Origin of the sequence: Nocardioides sp. CPCC 206347, assembly GCF_048654605.1 — a bacterium.
Classification (GTDB): Bacteria; Actinomycetota; Actinomycetes; order Propionibacteriales; family Nocardioidaceae; genus Nocardioides.
On the sequence record NZ_JBMCYZ010000001.1, the window covers coordinates 348,715 to 365,511 of the forward strand.

At 68.9% G+C, this 16,797-nt stretch carries 19 protein-coding genes; 8 read left to right on the top strand and 11 right to left on the bottom strand.

Features of this window, described 5'->3' with window-relative positions:
• Positions 1-5: 5 nt before the first annotated feature.
• The 6 genes from ACOACQ_RS01625 to coxB all read right to left on the bottom strand — a co-directional run bounded on the left by ACOACQ_RS01625 (position 6) and on the right by coxB (position 6,614).
• The gene (locus ACOACQ_RS01625) at positions 6-1,100 is read right to left on the bottom strand and encodes a glycosyltransferase family 4 protein (protein WP_420287458.1); all 1,095 of its coding nucleotides are present in this window, start codon (positions 1,098-1,100) and stop codon (positions 6-8) included.
• Positions 1,097-2,257, bottom strand: coding sequence for a glycosyltransferase family 4 protein (locus ACOACQ_RS01630; RefSeq protein ID WP_420287459.1), 1,161 nt, complete (start codon positions 2,255-2,257; stop codon positions 1,097-1,099). The genes ACOACQ_RS01625 and ACOACQ_RS01630 overlap by 4 nt, the downstream gene beginning before the upstream one ends.
• A 38-nt stretch (positions 2,258-2,295) precedes the next feature.
• Positions 2,296-3,504 carry an Ig-like domain-containing protein gene (locus tag ACOACQ_RS01635; RefSeq protein ID WP_420287460.1) on the bottom strand — a complete coding sequence of 403 codons (1,209 nt, stop codon included), beginning with the start codon at positions 3,502-3,504 and terminating at the stop codon, positions 2,296-2,298.
• A 106-nt stretch (positions 3,505-3,610) separates the two neighbouring features.
• On the bottom strand, positions 3,611-4,042 hold the full coding sequence (locus tag ACOACQ_RS01640; protein ID WP_378597441.1) for a cytochrome c oxidase subunit 4: 432 nt from the start codon (positions 4,040-4,042) through the stop codon (positions 3,611-3,613).
• The gene (gene ctaD, locus ACOACQ_RS01645) at positions 4,042-5,796 is read right to left on the bottom strand and encodes a cytochrome c oxidase subunit I (protein WP_378597440.1); all 1,755 of its coding nucleotides are present in this window, start codon (positions 5,794-5,796) and stop codon (positions 4,042-4,044) included. Before ctaD ends, ACOACQ_RS01640 begins: the two co-directional genes overlap by 1 nt.
• Complete coding sequence (gene coxB / locus ACOACQ_RS01650; protein ID WP_378597439.1) at positions 5,793-6,614, bottom strand: cytochrome c oxidase subunit II; 822 nt, start codon at positions 6,612-6,614, stop codon at positions 5,793-5,795. Before coxB ends, ctaD begins: the two co-directional genes overlap by 4 nt.
• Before the next feature lie 193 nt (positions 6,615-6,807).
• On the opposite strand from coxB, the gene ACOACQ_RS01655 reads away from it, so the two are divergent.
• The gene (locus ACOACQ_RS01655) at positions 6,808-7,926 is read left to right on the top strand and encodes a cysteine desulfurase family protein (RefSeq protein ID WP_378597438.1); all 1,119 of its coding nucleotides are present in this window, start codon (positions 6,808-6,810) and stop codon (positions 7,924-7,926) included.
• A 2-nt stretch (positions 7,927-7,928) separates the two neighbouring features.
• Positions 7,929-8,153: a sulfurtransferase TusA family protein gene (locus ACOACQ_RS01660; RefSeq protein WP_378597437.1), complete on the top strand. Its 225-nt coding sequence runs from the start codon at positions 7,929-7,931 to the stop codon at positions 8,151-8,153.
• Between the two features lie 18 nt (positions 8,154-8,171).
• Here the strand turns inward: ACOACQ_RS01660 and ACOACQ_RS01665 are convergent, their stop codons facing one another.
• Positions 8,172-9,104, bottom strand: coding sequence for a carbohydrate kinase family protein (locus tag ACOACQ_RS01665; protein ID WP_378597532.1), 933 nt, complete (start codon positions 9,102-9,104; stop codon positions 8,172-8,174).
• A 140-nt stretch (positions 9,105-9,244) separates the two neighbouring features.
• Here ACOACQ_RS01665 and ACOACQ_RS01670 point away from each other — a divergent pair, with 140 nt between their 5' ends.
• Positions 9,245-9,457 (top strand): hypothetical protein, encoded by a 213-nt coding sequence (locus tag ACOACQ_RS01670; RefSeq protein WP_378597436.1) that lies wholly within the window; start codon positions 9,245-9,247, stop codon positions 9,455-9,457.
• 87 nt (positions 9,458-9,544) lie between these two features.
• Here the strand turns inward: ACOACQ_RS01670 and ACOACQ_RS01675 are convergent, their stop codons facing one another.
• From ACOACQ_RS01675 to ACOACQ_RS01685, 3 genes are all read right to left on the bottom strand, one after another.
• Positions 9,545-9,901: a HesB/IscA family protein gene (locus tag ACOACQ_RS01675; RefSeq protein ID WP_056710524.1), complete on the bottom strand. Its 357-nt coding sequence runs from the start codon at positions 9,899-9,901 to the stop codon at positions 9,545-9,547.
• A 127-nt stretch (positions 9,902-10,028) separates the two neighbouring features.
• Entirely contained in the window at positions 10,029-11,159 is a 1,131-nt protein-coding gene (locus ACOACQ_RS01680) for an NAD(P)-dependent alcohol dehydrogenase (protein ID WP_378597435.1), read from the bottom strand.
• Between the two features lie 35 nt (positions 11,160-11,194).
• On the bottom strand, positions 11,195-12,280 hold the full coding sequence (locus ACOACQ_RS01685; protein WP_420287461.1) for a glycerate kinase: 1,086 nt from the start codon (positions 12,278-12,280) through the stop codon (positions 11,195-11,197).
• Positions 12,281-12,352: 72 nt separating this feature from the next.
• Here ACOACQ_RS01685 and nadA point away from each other — a divergent pair, with 72 nt between their 5' ends.
• Genes nadA through ACOACQ_RS01705 form a run of 4 tightly spaced genes read left to right on the top strand, consistent with a single transcriptional unit; the run spans position 12,353 to position 15,140 of the window.
• Complete coding sequence (gene nadA / locus ACOACQ_RS01690) at positions 12,353-13,528, top strand: quinolinate synthase NadA (RefSeq protein WP_378597433.1); 1,176 nt, start codon at positions 12,353-12,355, stop codon at positions 13,526-13,528.
• Positions 13,521-13,889, top strand: a complete 369-nt coding sequence (locus tag ACOACQ_RS01695) for a zinc ribbon domain-containing protein YjdM (protein WP_378597432.1) — start codon at positions 13,521-13,523, stop codon at positions 13,887-13,889. Before nadA ends, ACOACQ_RS01695 begins: the two co-directional genes overlap by 8 nt.
• A gap of 2 nt (positions 13,890-13,891) precedes the next feature.
• Entirely contained in the window at positions 13,892-14,473 is a 582-nt protein-coding gene (locus ACOACQ_RS01700; RefSeq protein WP_378597431.1) for a DUF3043 domain-containing protein, read from the top strand.
• 1 nt (position 14,474) lies between these two features.
• Positions 14,475-15,140 carry a hypothetical protein gene (locus ACOACQ_RS01705; protein ID WP_378597430.1) on the top strand — a complete coding sequence of 222 codons (666 nt, stop codon included), beginning with the start codon at positions 14,475-14,477 and terminating at the stop codon, positions 15,138-15,140.
• Between the two features lie 21 nt (positions 15,141-15,161).
• On the opposite strand, the gene ACOACQ_RS01710 is transcribed toward ACOACQ_RS01705, so the two are convergent.
• Positions 15,162-16,172 (bottom strand): aldo/keto reductase family protein, encoded by a 1,011-nt coding sequence (locus ACOACQ_RS01710; RefSeq protein ID WP_420287462.1) that lies wholly within the window; start codon positions 16,170-16,172, stop codon positions 15,162-15,164.
• A gap of 80 nt (positions 16,173-16,252) precedes the next feature.
• On the opposite strand from ACOACQ_RS01710, the gene ACOACQ_RS01715 reads away from it, so the two are divergent.
• A complete protein-coding gene (locus ACOACQ_RS01715) occupies positions 16,253-16,792 on the top strand; it encodes a GNAT family N-acetyltransferase (protein ID WP_378597428.1) in 540 nt (179 codons plus the stop codon).
• The last annotated feature ends 5 nt before the right edge of the window (positions 16,793-16,797 follow it).

Sequence of the window (16,797 nt, forward strand, 5' to 3'; positions counted from 1 at the left end):
GATGGTCACCGACGGGCGAGTCGTCGATACACGTCAGCGGTGCGCGACGCCGTCTGCTCCCACGTCAACTGCTGGACACGAAGGTGGCCTGCCGCCTGGAGCTCGCGTTGCTGGTCGTGGTCACCCACCACCTGTCGCACGGCGTTCGCGATGCCAACGGGCGACGTCGGCTCGAAGTACACCATCGCGTCGCCACCGACCTCGCGGAGCACGGGGAGGTCCGATCCGATGACCGGGCAGCCGGCGGCCATCGCCTCGAGCACGGGGAGGCCGAAGCCCTCGAACATGGTGGGAAAGACGTACGCACTCGCCGACGAATACAGACCGGCCAGTTCGTCACCGGAGACCCAGCCGAGCAGTTCGACATCGTCCTCGAGCCGGCACCGGCGTACGACGTCGCGGAGTGGGTCGTCCCCGTGGCTCCCGGTGATCAGGAGACGGGGCCGCTCGGCCTCGGGAATCAGGGTCCATGCCTCGATGAGCCGCTCAAAGTTCTTGTGGGGCATCCGGTTGCCGCCGGACAGCACGAACGGGCGTTCCGGTGGCGCAGCGCGCCGGACCAAGAGCGGGGTCGGTGCACCGAGCATGACCACGTCGATGTCGTGCGACACCCGCCCCGTGAGCTGACGAATGTCACTCGCGGTCGCCTCGCTGTCGGCAATGATCCGATCTGCCGCAGCAATGGTGCGGCGCGACAGCCAGCGGACGGCTGCTGCCCGACCACCGGGCACCCACTCAGGGTGGCGTAGCGGCAGCAGGTCGTGGACGGTCACCACCGTCGGCAACGCCCGGACCACCGGGCCGAAGTTGGCTGGGCAGTGCAGCAGGTCTGCGTGGAGGGCGCGTGCCCGTGGGCCCAGTGCGAACGCGACAGCCGCCGCCCACTGCACCCGACTCTCGCCGGACACCGGAAGATGAACCATCTCGCCCGGGAACCAGTCGACGACCTCGCCCCGTAGTTCCTTGCTGGCGATACCGACGAACCGAAGGCCGGGATCCTTGCCCAGCGCCGGGAACAACTCTCGCGCGTAGCTTTCGGTCCCGCCCTTGCGGCCAGTGAAGTAGACGAGGTCGACGGCCACCTTCAGTGCGCCGGTCATCGCACGGCCCGACGCTGCTCGAGCGCGTCGAGAATCCGAGCGGCAGTGACCCCGACGGACGATGTCGGTGCCACCTGCTCGAACCACGCATGGGCGGAACGGCGCAGGCCAGCTCCTGCCCGAACCACCTCCACGATCGCGTCGCCGAGGTCCTCCGGCGCGATCGACAGGGCGACCGCGCCGTTGACACCGTGCTCGACCAACTCGACCGCCGCGTTGTCCTCCCCCGCCACCAGCACGACAGGTGTGCCGAGGGCAGCAGCTTCGACAACCACCAATCCGTAGCCCTCACGTGCCGACGGATTCACCAGCACAGACGCAGCCCGAACGGCCTCGTCGAGCTCAGCCTGGGACACGAAGCCGGGTGCAGTCACCACCCCAGCCAACCCGAGCCGTTCGATCTCGGCGAGCACCGCCGGTCGCAGCGGGCCGTCGCCGTACACCTGTGCTGTGAGGTCGGGGAATGAACGTCGCGCATACGCAATCGCCCCCGGCAGGGCCTGGACGCGCTTGTCCTCGATGTGACGGCCGACGAACACAACGCGCGCGGCTGCCGGCTCGATCAGTCGTGGAACACCGCGATCCGTCTCGAAGATCAAGCCCGGGCTCCGGAGAGGTGCGGACCGCGCACCGCTCTCCTCGAGCCGGCGGGCTGTGAGTGCCGAATGGCAGGTCGACAGCGGACTGACCCGCGCCGCGACACACTGCACGATCCATGCGACCGTCCCGACCACAGGTCCGCTGTAGTCCTGCCACTGCTTGCGTGGCCAGACCTCCAGCCAGTCGCTGCAGACGACCACCCGGGAACCGACCAACGCCGCGCGGACCGCCGGCACATTGGTGGCAGGCAAAGCGCTGACCAGAACCGCGTCGTAGCGCCGACGATGCCGGACCAGGTGCCAGAACAGCGCCAGCGCGAACCCGATGGCGGGCCGAAGACGCCGTGCACCGACCGCGTCGTACAGGTCTGCCTCCGCAGCGATCGCCTCGATCCGCACCCCCTCCACCAAGGGCGTCGGTCCCGTCCACTGGCGACGGGTCAGATAGGTGACGTCGTGACCCCGGGCCGCGAACTCCTCGGCGAGCGCCCGGTAGAGGCGTTCACCTCCGCCCACCGTCCACGGAAAGAGGCAGTCGTAGACGACAGCGATCCGCACGCGAAGTCCCTACGACACCGGGAAGACGAGTTCGGTGCTCAACTGAGCGCGGACCCTGCGGCGTAGTCGGCCCAATTGATGTTCCAGTCGCCGTACCCGTTCCAGGACTCCATCGGACGGTTCGTGCCGACGTACTCGACGACGTCGCCCCGGCGGGTCATGTTGTAGAGCCACGCGGCGTTGGCGGTGCTCATGCCGGTGCAGCCGTGGGAGACGTTGTCGCGGCCCTGGGAGCCGACTGACCACGGGGCGGCGTGAATGAACTCACCGGAGTTCGTCAGGCGCATCGCCCACTTCACGTCGTCGAGGTCGTAGGCCTCGGAGGAGCCCGCCGGGATGCCGACGGTCTCGGAGTTCATCCGGCGGGTGGCGAACTTCTCCATGATCACCTTCGTGCCCGACCGGGTGATGAAGCCCGCCTTGCCCGTCGTGATGGGGATGGTCCGCAGCAGCTTGCCGTTGGAGACGACCTTCATCTGGTGGGTCTTGGCATTGACCTTGTAGACGTGGGCGTCGCCGACGGTGAAGGCGATGTCGCGGTCTTCCTGGCCATAGACACCACCGCCCGCCGAGACGCTGTTGATGTCGATGTTGACCTTGACCCTGGAGCCGGCCTTCCAGTACGCGCGCGGGCGCCAGTGGGCTTCCTTGTCACCCACCCAACGCCACGAGCCGGCCTGGACCGGCGTGGAGGTGACCTTCATCTTCGCCTCGAAGGCCGCCTTGTCGGTCACCGGGAGATCGAAGGTGACCACGACAGGCATGCCGATCCCGACCTTCTCACCGTCGAGTGGCGACACGGAGGGGTAGGTCTGCTGCGCGAGCGAGAGCGCCCGGGTCGTGAAGACCGTGTCGCTGGAGGCCTCGGTGCCCTCGGCGTTGGCGGCCGTCGCGTGGACGCGGTAGCGCACGCCGGGCTCCAGCCGGTCGCTGGCGATCCAGCGTCCGCTGGCCGGGTCCACCTTGCCCTTCAGCGGGCCGGCAGCCGATCGGACCGTGACGGTCTTCAGTGTTCCGTCCACGGCCGCGACGCGCAGGATCTTGTCGACCGGGACGTTGGTCGCACCCGGCTTGATGTTGGTGTGCACCGTCGCCTGGACCGCGGCAGCAGCCGTCGTCTCGGCGGTCTTGTCGTCACCTGCGCCGGGCAGCACGCCCGAACCGTCGCAACCGGTCGCGACCACCGCAACGATGGACAGGACGGCAAAAGAGCGCATCAAAGTGGCGCGACGGGACGTGGTGGACACCAGAGAAGGGTACCTGCCACAACCTCACCAGAACGGCTGGAAACACGTTGGCGGTGTCACACCGTGAGGTGGGACACCGCCAACGAAATCCAGCTTGAGCGAGCGCTCAGTGGGCGTACTCGCCCCGGTAGTACTCGTAGATCCAGCCCGGGACGGCCAGCGCGCCGAGGACGAACCCGATGATCACGAGCCACCAGGCCAGGACGGCCACGGCGAACACGATCACGCCGAGCGCAGCGGCGCACCACAGCGGCCACCACGAGTACGGCGGGAAGAAGCCGAGCTCGCCCGCGCCATCAGCGATCTCGCCGTCCTTGCGGTCCTCCGGCCGGGCGTCCATCCGCCGGGCGTGGAAGCCGAGGTACAGCGTCATCATCGCGCAGAGCAGCGTGGTCATGACGAGCGCCGATGTGCCCGTCCAGTCGCCGCAGTTCTCCTTGCCGCAACGCTCACCCGCGTCCGTGATGAACCAGTAGGCCGGCGAGACCAGGACCAGGAAGATCGTGGTCAGGCCGAAGATCCAGGCTTCGATCTTCATCAGTGGTCACCGTCCTGGTTCTTCTTGATCTGCTCGTCGAGGTGCTCCGCGCGACCCTCGGTGTCCGGCAGGTCGCCCGTGCCACCACCGTCGAACTCCGCCGGGTTGTCGTACATCTCGATCGCGGCGATCTCCGGGTGGTGGAGGTCGAACGCGGGAGACTCCGAGCGGATCCGCGGGAGGGTGTGGAAGTTGTGCCGCGGCGGCGGGCAGCTCGTGGCCCACTCCAGCGACCGTCCCCAGCCCCACGGGTCGTCGGTGTTGACCAGCGGGCTCTTGCGGGAGACGTACACGTTGTAGAAGAACGGCAGCATCGAGGACGCGAGCACGAAGGCACCGATCGTCGACACCTGGTTCAGGACCTCCCAGTCATCGCCGGGCAGGTAGTCCGCGTAACGACGCGGCATGCCCTCGATGCCCAGCCAGTGCTGGATGAGGAAGGTCGTGTGGAAGCCGACGAACAACAGCCAGAAGTGGATCTTGCCGAGTCGTTCGTCGAGCATTCGTCCGGTGAGCTTCGGCCACCAGAAGTAGAAGCCCGCGAACATGGCGAACACGACGGTTCCGAACACCGTGTAGTGGAAGTGCGCCACCACGAAGTACGAGTCGGACACGTGGAAGTCCAGCGGCGGGCTGGCCAGGATGATGCCGGTCAGGCCACCGAAGAGGAACGTCGTGAGGAAGCCGACCGACCAGAGCATGGGTGTGTCCATGCGCACGGACCCGCCCCACATCGTGCCGATCCAGTTGAAGAACTTCACGCCCGTCGGGACCGCGATCAGGAACGTCATGCCGGAGAAGAACGCGAGGTTGACCGCGCCGGTGACGAACATGTGGTGCGCCCACACCGCCACGGACAGGATCGCGATGCCCAGCGTGGCGCCGACCAGGCCGACGTACCCGAAGAGCGGCTTGCGACTGAACACCGGAAGGATCTCGGAGATGATCCCGAAGAAGGGCAGCGCGATGATGTAGACCTCTGGGTGCCCGAAGAACCAGAACAGGTGCTGCCAGAGGATCGCGCCGCCTGTCGAGGTGTCGAAGACGTGGGCCCCGAGCTGTCGGTCGGCCTCGAGCGAGAGCAGTGCACCGGCGAGGATCGGGAAGGCGATCAGCACGAGGATCGCCGTGATCAGCACGGTCCACACGAACATCGGCATCCGGAACATCGTCATGCCGGGAGCGCGCATGCAGATGATCGTGGTGATGAAGTTGACCGCACCCAGGATCGTGCCCAGACCGGCCATCCACAGGCCCATGATCCACAGGTCACCACCGACGCCGGGGCTGTTCACCGAGTCGGACAGCGGCGTGTAGGCGAACCAGCCGAAGGACGCGGCGCCCTGCGGGGTGAGGAAGCCGGCACCGGCGATGAGGCCGCCGAAGAGGTACAGCCAGTAGCTGAACATGTTCAGTCGCGGGAACGCGACGTCGGGCGCGCCGATCTGCAGCGGCATGATCGCGTTGCCGAAGCCGAAGAACAGCGGCGTCGCGAACAGCAGCAGCATGATCGTGCCGTGCATCGTGAAGAGCTGGTTGTAGAGCTCCTCGTTGACGATCTGGCTGCCCGGGTAGGCCAGCTCCGACCGGATCAGCAGCGCCATGATGCCGCCGGCGATGAACCAGCCCATCGCGGTGACGAAGTACAGGTTGCCGATCAGCTTGTGGTCGGTCGTGGTCAGCACCCGCACGACCTGCTGCCCGAGCGGCTTGCGCTCGGTGAGGTCCGCGGAGCGAGTGGCAGTCGCGGTCACTCGTGCCCTCCCTCGTCGTCGTGGATGAGGTTCTCGGAGTAGACGCCGCCGTCGACGGGCTCCTCGGAGACGTGCTCGGGGTCAGCGGCCAGCTTGGCCAGGTAGGCCTCGTAGTCGGCGTCGGAGACGACGGCGACGGTGAACAGCATCCGCGAGTGGTAGGCGCCGCACAGCTCGTAGCACTTGCCGTCGTAGACACCGATCTCGGTCGGGGTCACCTGGTAGGAGTTGTCGTTGCCGGGAACGACGTCCATGCGCATGGCGAAGGCCGGGATGCCGAAGTTGTGGATCACGTCGGGGCTGTACAGCTGGAACTCGACGGTCTTGTCGACCGGAATGACCAGCTGCGGGATGTCCTCGCCCGTGCCGCTGACGAAGACGTTGTTGCCGTCCGCCGCCTCGGTGTCGGGGTAGTTGAACGTCCACGACCACTTCTGGCCGACCACCTTGACGATGACGTCCGGGTTGGGGTCGTGCTCGAGCGCGATGTTCTGCACCCGGACGGTCTGCGCGAAGAACGCGACCACCATCACGATCGGGAAGATCGTGTAGAAGATCTCGATCGGCAGGTTGTAGCGCGTCTGGACCGGGACCTCGTCGTCACTACGACGACGGAACCAGATCGGGACGCCGATGATCAGCGCCCACGTGATCACGCCCGTGACGAGCGCAGCGATCCACGCGCCCTGCCACAGCAGGAGGATGTGCTCACCCTGCACGGTCACGATTTCCGGCATGCCGACCCGTTCCCACTGGGTATCGGTCGAACATCCGGACAACGCGAACGCGAGTACGACGATGCCGGCGAGCGGGATCACGCGACGCACATGCCGTCGGGATCCACGCGAGCGCTCGGGTAGCCACCAGCCCACGAACGAGCCTTCCTCTCGAGGGTCAGAACAATTGCGAACACTAGCGGAGACGGGACTCGTGCGGGGCGTGGGGTCAGTGGTTCGGACGCGGCGCGGCGTGCTCACGCGGCTCCCCTGTCCCTGATCTATCGTCGCCCCTGTGAGCAGCACGCCTGAGGTGTACCTCGACGCGGCCTCGTCGCAGCGCCTGCACCCCGCCGCGCGCGACACGCTGCTCGCTGCGCTCGAGCGGGGGTACGGCGACCCGCGGCGCCTGCACGGACCCGGCAGGGACGCGCGCCTGCTCCTCGACAACGCCCGTGCCGTGGTCGCCGACTGCCTCGGCGCGCACCCCGACGAGATCGGCTTCACCGCCTCCGGCACCGACGCCGTGCACCGGGGGCTCCTGGGCCTCGCAGCCGCGACGGGGCGCACCGGGATCGTGCACAGCGCCATCGAGCACTCCTCGGTCCTGCATGCGGCCGAGTGGCGTCCCTCCCCCGCACACGCGAGCGTGCCGGTCGACCGCACCGGACGGGTCGACCTCGACATGCTGGCCGAGGCATCGCGGCGCGTAGGCGTCGCCGTGGTCGCCCTGCAGGCCGCCAACCAGGAGGTCGGCACGCTCCAGCCTGTCGACGAGGTGGACCTGCCGGCGACCGTTCCGCTCCTGGTGGACGCGGCTGCGGCAGTCGGGCACGTCGTACTCCCACAGCGGTGGGACGCCCTCACCGCGTCGGCCCACAAGTGGGGCGGCCCGGCGGGCGTCGGGATACTCGCGGTCTGCCGCGGCACGCGCTGGACCAGCCCGTTCCCCGGCGAGGACGGACTGGACAACACAGGCGGCTTCCCGAACGTGCCGGCGGCCCTCGCCGCAGCGGCCGCACTCCAGGCAGTGCTGGCCGAACGGGAGGAGGTGGTGACCCGTCAGTTCCGGATGGTCGAACGGATCCGGGAGGCTGCCGCCGCGCTCCCCGACACCGAGGTCGTCGGCGACCCGGTCAACCGGCTCCCGCACCTCGTGACGTTCTCCTGCCTGTACGTCGGCGGCGACGAGATCGTCTCGGACCTCGCGCAGCGCGGCTACGGCGTCGCCAGCGGGTCGGCGTGCACGGCCTCGACGCTGGAACCCAGCCACGTGCTCGCCGCGATGGGCGCGCTGACCCATGGCAACGTCCGGGTGTCCCTGGACCGCGACACCACCGACGACCAGGTCGACGGGTTCTGTGCCGCGCTGGTCGAGTCCGTCACCGCCATCCGCGCGCGGGCAGGCCTGTGACCGTGCTCGAGCTCGACTGCCGGGACTTCCCGTGCCCACGCCCCATCATCGAGCTGGCGAAGGCGTTGCCGTCGGTCGCGGTGGGCGACCTGCTGGCCGTGGTCGCCCGCGACCCCGCAGCCCGATACGACGTACCGGCGTGGTGCCGGATGCGGGGTCAGGAGTACGTCGGCGAGGACCTCGCCGACGACAACCTGCCCCGCTACACCGTCCGCCGGCTCAGCTGACCGGCTCAGCCGACCGGCTCAGATGACGAACTTGGCCACTTCGTCCGCGGCGTCGTCGCCATAGGAGTCACGGACCCGGTCGACGAACTGCTCCGTCGTGAAGTCGTACTCCTGGGTGCCGACCGTCTCGACGACGTACGCGGCGAGGACGCAACCGACCTGGGCGGCGCGCTCGAGCGAGGAGCCCCAGGACAGGGCGGCCAGGAAGCCGGCACGGAACGCGTCACCGACACCGGTGGGCTCGAGGGCGGCGACGTCCTTGGCGGCCGGGATCTCGAACGAGGTGCCGTCGTTGGTGGTGACCCGGACGCCGTCCTTGCCGAGCGTGGTGACCTGGATGTCGACCTTGGAGAGCACCTCTTCGGCGCTCCAGCCGGTCTTCTTCTCGATGACGTGCGACTCGTACTCGTTGGAGAACAGGATCGCGGCACCCTCGATGAGGTCGCGGATCAGGTCGCCCTCGGCGAAGGCGAGCTGCTGGGAACAGTCGGCGATGAACGGGTAGCCGCGCTGACGGCACTCCTCGGTGTGGCGCTTCATCGCGGCCGGGTCGTCGGCACCGATCAGGACGTACGACGGCGCACCGACGCGCTCGACGATGGGGGCCAGCTCGATCAGGCTGGCCTCGCTCATCGCGCCCGGGTAGAACGACGCGAACTGGGCCATCGTCGTGTCCGTGGTGCACACGAAGCGCGCGGTGTGCTTGCTGTCGGAGATGTGGACGGAGTCGCAGTCGACGCCGTTGCGCTCGAGCCACGAGCGGTAGTCGGCGAAGTCCTCGCCGGCCGCCCCGACGAGCACCGGACGCAGCCCCAGGCGCGCGAGGCCGAAGCACATGTTCGGCGCCACTCCCCCACGGCGGATCTCGAGGTCGTTGACCAGGAAGGACACCGAGAGCTTGTCGAGCTGATCGACCACCAGCGAGTCCGAGAACTTGCCGGCAAACGTCATCAGATGGTCGGTCGCGATGGATCCAGCGATCAGGAGGGAGCCCGTGGGTGCAGTCACGACACGGAAGGTTATCGGAGACGTAACACGAAGTTGGGGCGGTCCCACTGGGTCTACCCAGGAGTAACGCTTAGCGTCGAAGCATGACCCCGTACGAAGAGATCGCCGCCCCCAGCGACCTGCACGCCGACTGCGAGGCGGTCAACCGCCAGCTCGCCCGGGCGGCCGTCAAGGCCACGCGTCCTGCGCCGAGCATTCACTTCGATGAGTTCCCCCGCGAGATGCCCAAGCGCGGCATCGAGATCTCCGAGGCCGCCCAGCGCCTCGCCAACGCCCTCCAGCTCCACCTGGACTGACAGGTCTCGAGACGGTCGCCCCGCGACCTCCTCGACCACCGACGCAAGAAAGCCCCCGCCGAGGCGGGGGCTTTCTGTATGGGGGACTCAGTTGAACGAGTCTCCACACGCGCACGAACCCGTGGCGTTCGGGTTGTCGATCGTGAAGCCCTGCTTCTCGATGGTGTCGACGAAGTCGATCACCGCACCGTTGAGGTAGGGGACGCTCATCCGGTCGACGACCACGCCGACGCCGTCGAAGTCGGTCACGACGTCGCCGTCGAGGGTCCGCTCGTCGAAGAAGAGCTGGTAGCGCAGGCCGCTGCAGCCACCGGGCTGCACCGAGATCCGCAGCTGCAGGTCGGAGCGACCCTCCTGCTCGAGCAGGCTGGCCACCTTCGCGGCAGCAACCGGGCTGATGTTGATCTGGTCTTCACGGCGGTCGAAGGAGACCGGCTCGGCGATGGTCGTCGTCGTACCGGTGGCCTCGGCCTCGTGGCTGTGTCCGCCACCGCAGCAGGCGTCGCTCATGCTCACTCCAAAGTCGTGTCAGAAAGGGGTTCTACTGGACCCAATGGTCGCACAGTTGTGGTTATTCCCCCCAGACGAGGACGGGCTTGACCACGAGACCCGATTTCGTGTCGGCTATGGCGTCCGCGATCCGCTCGAAGGGATACGTCGTCACGAGGTGATCGACGTCGAACCTGCCCGCTTCGCGGAGCGCGATCAGCTCCGGGATGGTCACCAGCGGGTCGGACTCCCCCTCGACCGAGGACCGGACGGTCTTGCCGGTCGACAACAGGTCGATCGCGTCGATCATGTACTCCGGTGCACCCAGCCCGAGCGCGACCAGCATCCCGCGGTTGCGCAGCGACCGCTGCGCCTGGAGCACGACCGCGGGCAGCGCCGTCGTGTCGATCGCGTACGACGCCCCGCCGGCCGTGAGCGACCGGACCTGTTCCTCGACGGCCGGGGCACCGTCCGCCGTGGGGTCGATGGCCGTGGCGCCGTACTCCTCCACGAGGGCTCGACGCGCGGCGAGCGGGTCGACGGCGATGACCGTCTCGACGCCCTTGCCGCGCGCGGCCGCAACGGCGGCGAGGCCGACCCCGCCGGCACCGAACACCACGAGCGACTCCCCGGGAGCGGGGTCCAGGAGGTTGAGCACGGTGCCCGCGCCTGTCTGGAAGCCGCAGGCGAAGGGAGCCAGCCGGGCCAGGTCGAGGGACTTGTCCACGACGACGCAGTTGTCGGCGTACGCGAGGGCGTGGCGGGCGAAGCTGGACTGGCCGAAGAAGTTGCCGAAGACGGTCTGTCCGGCGCGTTCGCCGTCGGCACTGGTCATCGTGGTCGATCCGTCGGCGCGCATGCCCATGTAGTTGAGGAGCAGGGACTGCTCGCAGTAGCCGACGTGTCCTTCCTTGCACGCGTCGCATGCACGACACGAACGGAAGCTCATGACGACGTGGTCCCCGACCTTGATCCCGGCAACGTCCGCGCCGACCTGTTCGACGACGCCGGTGCCCTCGTGCCCCATCACCGTCGGCATCATCTCGGCGGGCAGCATCGTGGGCACGGTCAGGTCGGTGTGGCACAGGCCGGTCGCGACGACCCGCACCAGGACCTCGTCGGCCCGGGGTGCCTCGAGGTGCACGTCGGTGAGGACGAAGTCGCCGCCGGGCTCGTTGACGACGAGGGCAGTGGTGCGCAGGGGTTCAGTCACCCGAGCAATCTAGAACATGTTCCACTTTTCGGGAATCAGCTGGACCAGGTCCGCGCGACGCGCGCGGCCAGCTCCGTGAGCGCACCGGCCGGATCGGCGAAGGCGCGCTCCTCCCCCACGGCGTCCACGAGGGAGTAGGCCGCGTCCATGCCGAGCGCACGCATCTCCCGGGAGCCGACCAGGACCTGGCCGGCCAGGGCGACGCACGGGCGCAGGGCGTCGGCAGCGATGGCGGCGACGCCGGCCGGGACCTTGCCGGCCCGGCTGCTGAAGTCGAAGGCGCCTTCGCCCGTGATGACCAGGTCGGCCGTCGCCGCCTGCTCGGCCAGGCGCACCGCGTCGGCGACCAGGCCGATGCCGCTGACGCGCGTCCCGCCGAGCAGCATCAGCGCGAAGCCCAGGCCGCCGGCAGCACCCGCGCCGGGCGCCAGTGCGAGGCGACGGTCGGTGGCGACTGCGAACTCCTCGAGGTACCCGTCCATGACGACCTGCATCTCCTCGTCGAGCCCCTTCTGCGCACCGAACGTCTTGCTGGCGCCGAACAGTCCGGTCAGCGGGTTGTCGACGTCGGTCGCGGCGATGATCTCCACCCCGTCGACGAGCCCGCGGGCGATGCTGAGGTCGACGCTGGTGACGCCGTTGAGGAAGATGCCGCCGACGTCGAGGGCGACGTCAGCCGATGCGCCGAGCGCGGCCAGCAGCCCCGCTCCCCCGTCGATGGTGCCGGATCCGCCGAGTCCGACCACGACCCGCTCGGCTCCCGCGTTGATGGCTTCCAGGACGAGGGACCCGACGCCCACCGTCGTACCGAATTCCCCGAGCTTGCCGCCGGTGAGGTGGATGCCGCAGGCCTGGGCGCTCTCGACGTACGCCGTCCGGTCGACCAGCAACAGCGTCGCCGGGACCTCGTGGCCGGGAGGTGCCTCGACCGTGACGGCCAGGAGGTCGCCGCCGAGGGACGCGTGGAGCACGTCGACGAAGCCCGGTCCGCCGTCCGACATGGGGGCCAGCACGACCTCGTCGTCGGGGGCGTGGCGTCGCCAGCCGGCCGCGATCGCCTCGGCCGCCTCGACCGCGGTGAGCGTGCCGGCGAACTTGTCAGGGGCCACCAGCACGCGCATGGCGACATCATGCGCCATCGACGCCCCCGCACCGACGGGTGGCCGATCGGGTGGCGGAACTAGGATGGGGTCATGACCACTGTGGACCTTCCACTGCTGCCGCTCGGCCGTGGCACCGACCCGCTCTCCGAGCGTGGCGTCGACTGCCCCGGTGACCTGCCGGCCGCCTCCGATCCCGACCTGGTCGAGCGCGCTCGCGCCGCCCGGGAGAAGCTCGGCGAGCGCCTGTTCGTGCTCGGGCACCACTACCAGCGCGACGAGGTCATCCAGTTCGCCGACGTCACCGGTGACTCGTTCAAGCTCGCCCGCGACGCGGCTGCCCGGCCGGAGGCCGAGTTCATCGTCTTCTGCGGCGTGCACTTCATGGCCGAGTCCGCCGACATCCTCACCGGCCCCGACCAGCGGGTGATCCTGCCCGACCTCGCGGCCGGCTGCTCGATGGCCGACATGGCACGGATCGCCCAGGTCGAGAAGGCGTGGGCTGCGCTGGCCGAGGCCGGCGTCCAGGACGTCGTCGTCCCGGTCACCTACATGAACTCCAGCGCCGACATCAAGGCGTTCTGCGGCCGCAACGGCGGCGTCGTGTGCACCTCGTCGAACGCCGAGGTGGCGCTCGACTGGGCGTACGCGCAGAAGGGCGAGGGCACGAAGGTGCTCTTCCTCCCCGACCAGCACCTCGGTCGCAACACCGCCGTGCTGCAGCTCGGCATCGCCCTCGACGAGTGCGTCGTGTGGAACCCGCACAAGGCCAACGGCGGCCTGACCGCAGAAGAGCTCGCCAAGGCGAAGATCATCCTGTGGAAGGGCCACTGCTCGGTCCACGGCCGCTTCTCCGCCGACGTCATCGACGAGCTGCGCGCCAAGGTGCCCGACCTCAACGTGCTGGTCCACCCCGAGTGCCAGCACGAGGTCGTGCTCAAGGCCGACCAGGTGGGTTCGACCGAATACATCATCAAGGCGATCGAGGCCGCGCCTGCTGGTTCGAGCTGGGCCATCGGCACCGAGCTCAACCTCGTGCAGCGCCTCAAGAACGCCCACCCGGACAAGAACATCATGTTCCTGGACCGCAACGTCTGTTACTGCTCGACGATGAACCGGATCGACCTGGCGCACCTCGTGTGGACGCTCGAGAACCTCGTCGAAGGTGTCGTCGTGAACCAGATCCAGGTGGACCCGCAGACCGAGGCGGACGCGCTCGTCGCGCTGCAGCGGATGCTCGACCTCCCGGGGAAGTCCCACCGTGACTGACACCCTGCCTGCCTGTCCTTCGTGCACGAGTCCGTACACGTACGAGATGGGCGACCTGCTCGTCTGCCCCGAGTGCGCCCACGAGTGGTCACCGTCCGAGGCTGCCGCCGAGGCGCAGGCCGCAGCCGAGGCCGACCTCGTGCGCGACGCCAACGGCAATCCGCTGGCGGACGGCGACGACGTGATCATCATCAAGATCCTCCCCGTCAAGGGAGCCCCGAAGCCGATCAAGGCCGGCACGAAGGTGCGCAACATCCGTCTGGTCGACCCGACCAAGCGGGTGGGCGACCACGACATCGACGCCAAGGTCGACGGCTTCGGCCCGATGCAACTCAAGTCCAGTGTGGTCAGGAAGGCCTGAGCGTGTTCAAGCGCACCAAGTCCCCCGTCGTCGAGGAGACGACCGTCGCGAAGCCGGGTGGCAAGGGTCGTCCGACCCCGACCCGCAAGGAGGCCGAGGCCGCCGCGCGGGCCCGCGCCAAGGCGCCCACCGACCGCAAGGCGGCCTCGCGCAAGGAACGCGAGTTCCGGGCCGAGGAGAGCAAGAAGATTCGTCAGGGCATGAAGGCCGGCGACGAGAAATACCTGCTGCCCCGTGACCGCGGACCGGTCCGGCGCTTCATCCGCGACTACGTCGACGCCCGGTTCTCCATCGTCGAGATGGTGATCCCGCTGATGATCATCGGCCTGATCCTCGGCTACACGCGCAACTCCGCCCTCGTTCAGGCCAGCAGCCTCGTGCTGCTCGCGACGGTGCTGTTCGTGGTCACCGACATGATCGTGCTGCGGTTCCGGATCCGGCGCGAGCTCAAGCGGCGCTTCCCGGAGGAGCCGCTCAAGGGCACGACGTACTACACGCTGACCCGGGCGATGCAGATGAAGTTCATGCGGATGCCGAAGGCGCGGGTCAAGATCGGGCAGGCCCTGCCCGACGACTATCGCTGACGTGAAGGTCATCGCGGCACTGCACGCGCCGGCCCTCGGGGACGTGCTCCGAGGAGGAGCCTTCCGGGGCGACATCGCCGCCTGCGGCGCGACCCGCCTCCAGGTGAACCTCGACGACGACGCGGTGGCCCCGGCGATGCGGTTCGGGCCAGGCGCGCCGATCACGGCAGTCGTCAGCGTCTGGACCGACGGTTCCGTCGCCTCGCTCGTGGACGTCGTACGACGGCTCGACGCGAGCGCCGACCTCTGGCGGGTCCGCGAGCGCGAGCCCCTGCCCCCGCCCACCGTTGCGGACGGGGAGCGGGCCGACGCCCTGGCGAACATCGCCTTCCTGCGGCGACCCGACACCCTGTCGGAGCAGGCATGGCTGGCCGACTGGCTCGACCGGCACACGCAGGTCGCGATCGACACCCAGGGCACCTTCGGCTACGTGCAGAACCCCGTGCTCGAGGCGCTCACCGGCGACGCACCGGCCGTCGCCGGCATCGTGGAGGAGCTCTTCCCGATGGCCGCGATGTCGGACCACCACGCCTTCTACGGCAGCGGTGGCGACGAAGCCGAGTTCCAGCGGCGGTTCGCGGTCCTCATGGAGAGCTGCGAGCGCTTCGGCGCGACGCAGGGCCTCGACCTCGTGCCGACCAGCCGCTACACCTTCACGCTGGGCTGACCATCCCGCGCCCTCGGCAGGTCAGCCGAGGACCTCGGAGCGACGGGGCGACCGGGTCAGCTTCGGGTCGGTCGTCACGACACCGTCGAGCACCCGGTCGATCGCAGCAAGCGTGTCGGCATCGAGCTTCACGCCGGCGGCCTCGACGTTCTCCGTGACCTGCTCGGGACGACTGGCACCGATGATCGCGGCGGAGACGTTGTCGTTCTGCAGCACCCAGGCAACCGCGAGCTGCGCGAGCGAGAGCCCGGCCGCCTCGGCGATGGGCGTCAACTGCTGCACGCGCTCGAGCACGTCGTCCTTCAGCCACCGGCCGATGTTGTCGGCACCGCCCTTGGTGTCGGTGGCGCGCGACCCGGCGGGCGGCAGCTGGCCGGGGAGGTACTTGCCGGTGAGCACGCCCTGCGCAATGGGCGACCAGACGATCTGGCCGAGGCCGAGCTCGCGCGACGTCGGCACGACCTCCTCCTCGATGACCCGCCAGAGCATGGAGTACTGCGGCTGGTTGGAGATCAGCGGCACGCGCAGCTCGCAGGCGAGCTCGGCGGCGGCGCGGATCTCCTCGGCCCGCCACTCCGAGACTCCGATGTAGAGCGCCTTGCCGGAGCGGACGACGTCGGCGAAGGCGAGCATCGTCTCCTCGAGCGGCGTCTCGTGGTCGAACCGGTGCGCCTGGTAGAGGTCGACGTAGTCGGTGCCGAGTCGCTTCAGCGACCCGTCGATCGACTCGAGGATGTGCTTGCGGGACAAGCCGTGGTCGTTGTGCTTGCCCGGTCCGGTCGGCCAGAAGACCTTCGTGAAGATCTCCAGTCCTTCGCGGCGCTCGCCGACGAGCGCCTTGCCGAGGACGGTCTCGGCTGCCGTGTTGGCATAGACATCGGCGGTGTCGAAGGTGGTGATGCCGTCGGTGAGGGCCTGCCGGACGCACGCCAGTGCGGCGTCCTCCTCGACCTGCGAGCCGTGGGTGAGCCAGTTGCCGTAGGCGATGGCCGAGATCCTGAGGCCGCTCGCTCCGAGGTTGCGAATCTCCATTCCTCGACCCTAGTGGCGACGGACAAGCCGATCACGACGCCGAGGGACGGCACTGCCGCTCACCCTGCGAGGATGGCTGCATGGTCTCTGCTGACGTCTCCGTCCGGGTCGGCTGGCCGGCCGACGCCCCCGGGATCGCCGCCGTCCAGCTCCGCGCCTGGCAGCAGCGGTACGACGACGAGCTGGCCGCGCTGCTCAACGACCGCGGCATCGGGCCGGATGCGCTGACCGAGTCCTGGCGCGCGTCGCTGTCCCGACCGCCCGAGGCCAGGCACCGCGCCCTGGTCGCCCTGACCCACGACGTGGTGGTCGGCTTCGCGCTCACCGTCCCCGCGAGCGACCCCGACGCCGACCCGGCGGTGGACGGCGAGATCGTCGAGTTCACGATCGACCCGGAGAAGACCCGCGCCGGACACGGCTCACGGCTGCTCCAGGCCTGCGCCGACACGCTCGAGGCCGACCGGTTCACCCGGGCGGTGTGCTGGGTGTCGACCACCGACGACGCACTCCGCGCCTTCCTCACCAGCGCGGGCTGGGGCCCGGACGGAGCGAGCCGAGAGCTCGCCGACGAGTCCGGCGGCACCATCAAGCAGCTCCGGCTGCACACCTCACTCACCTGAGCGAC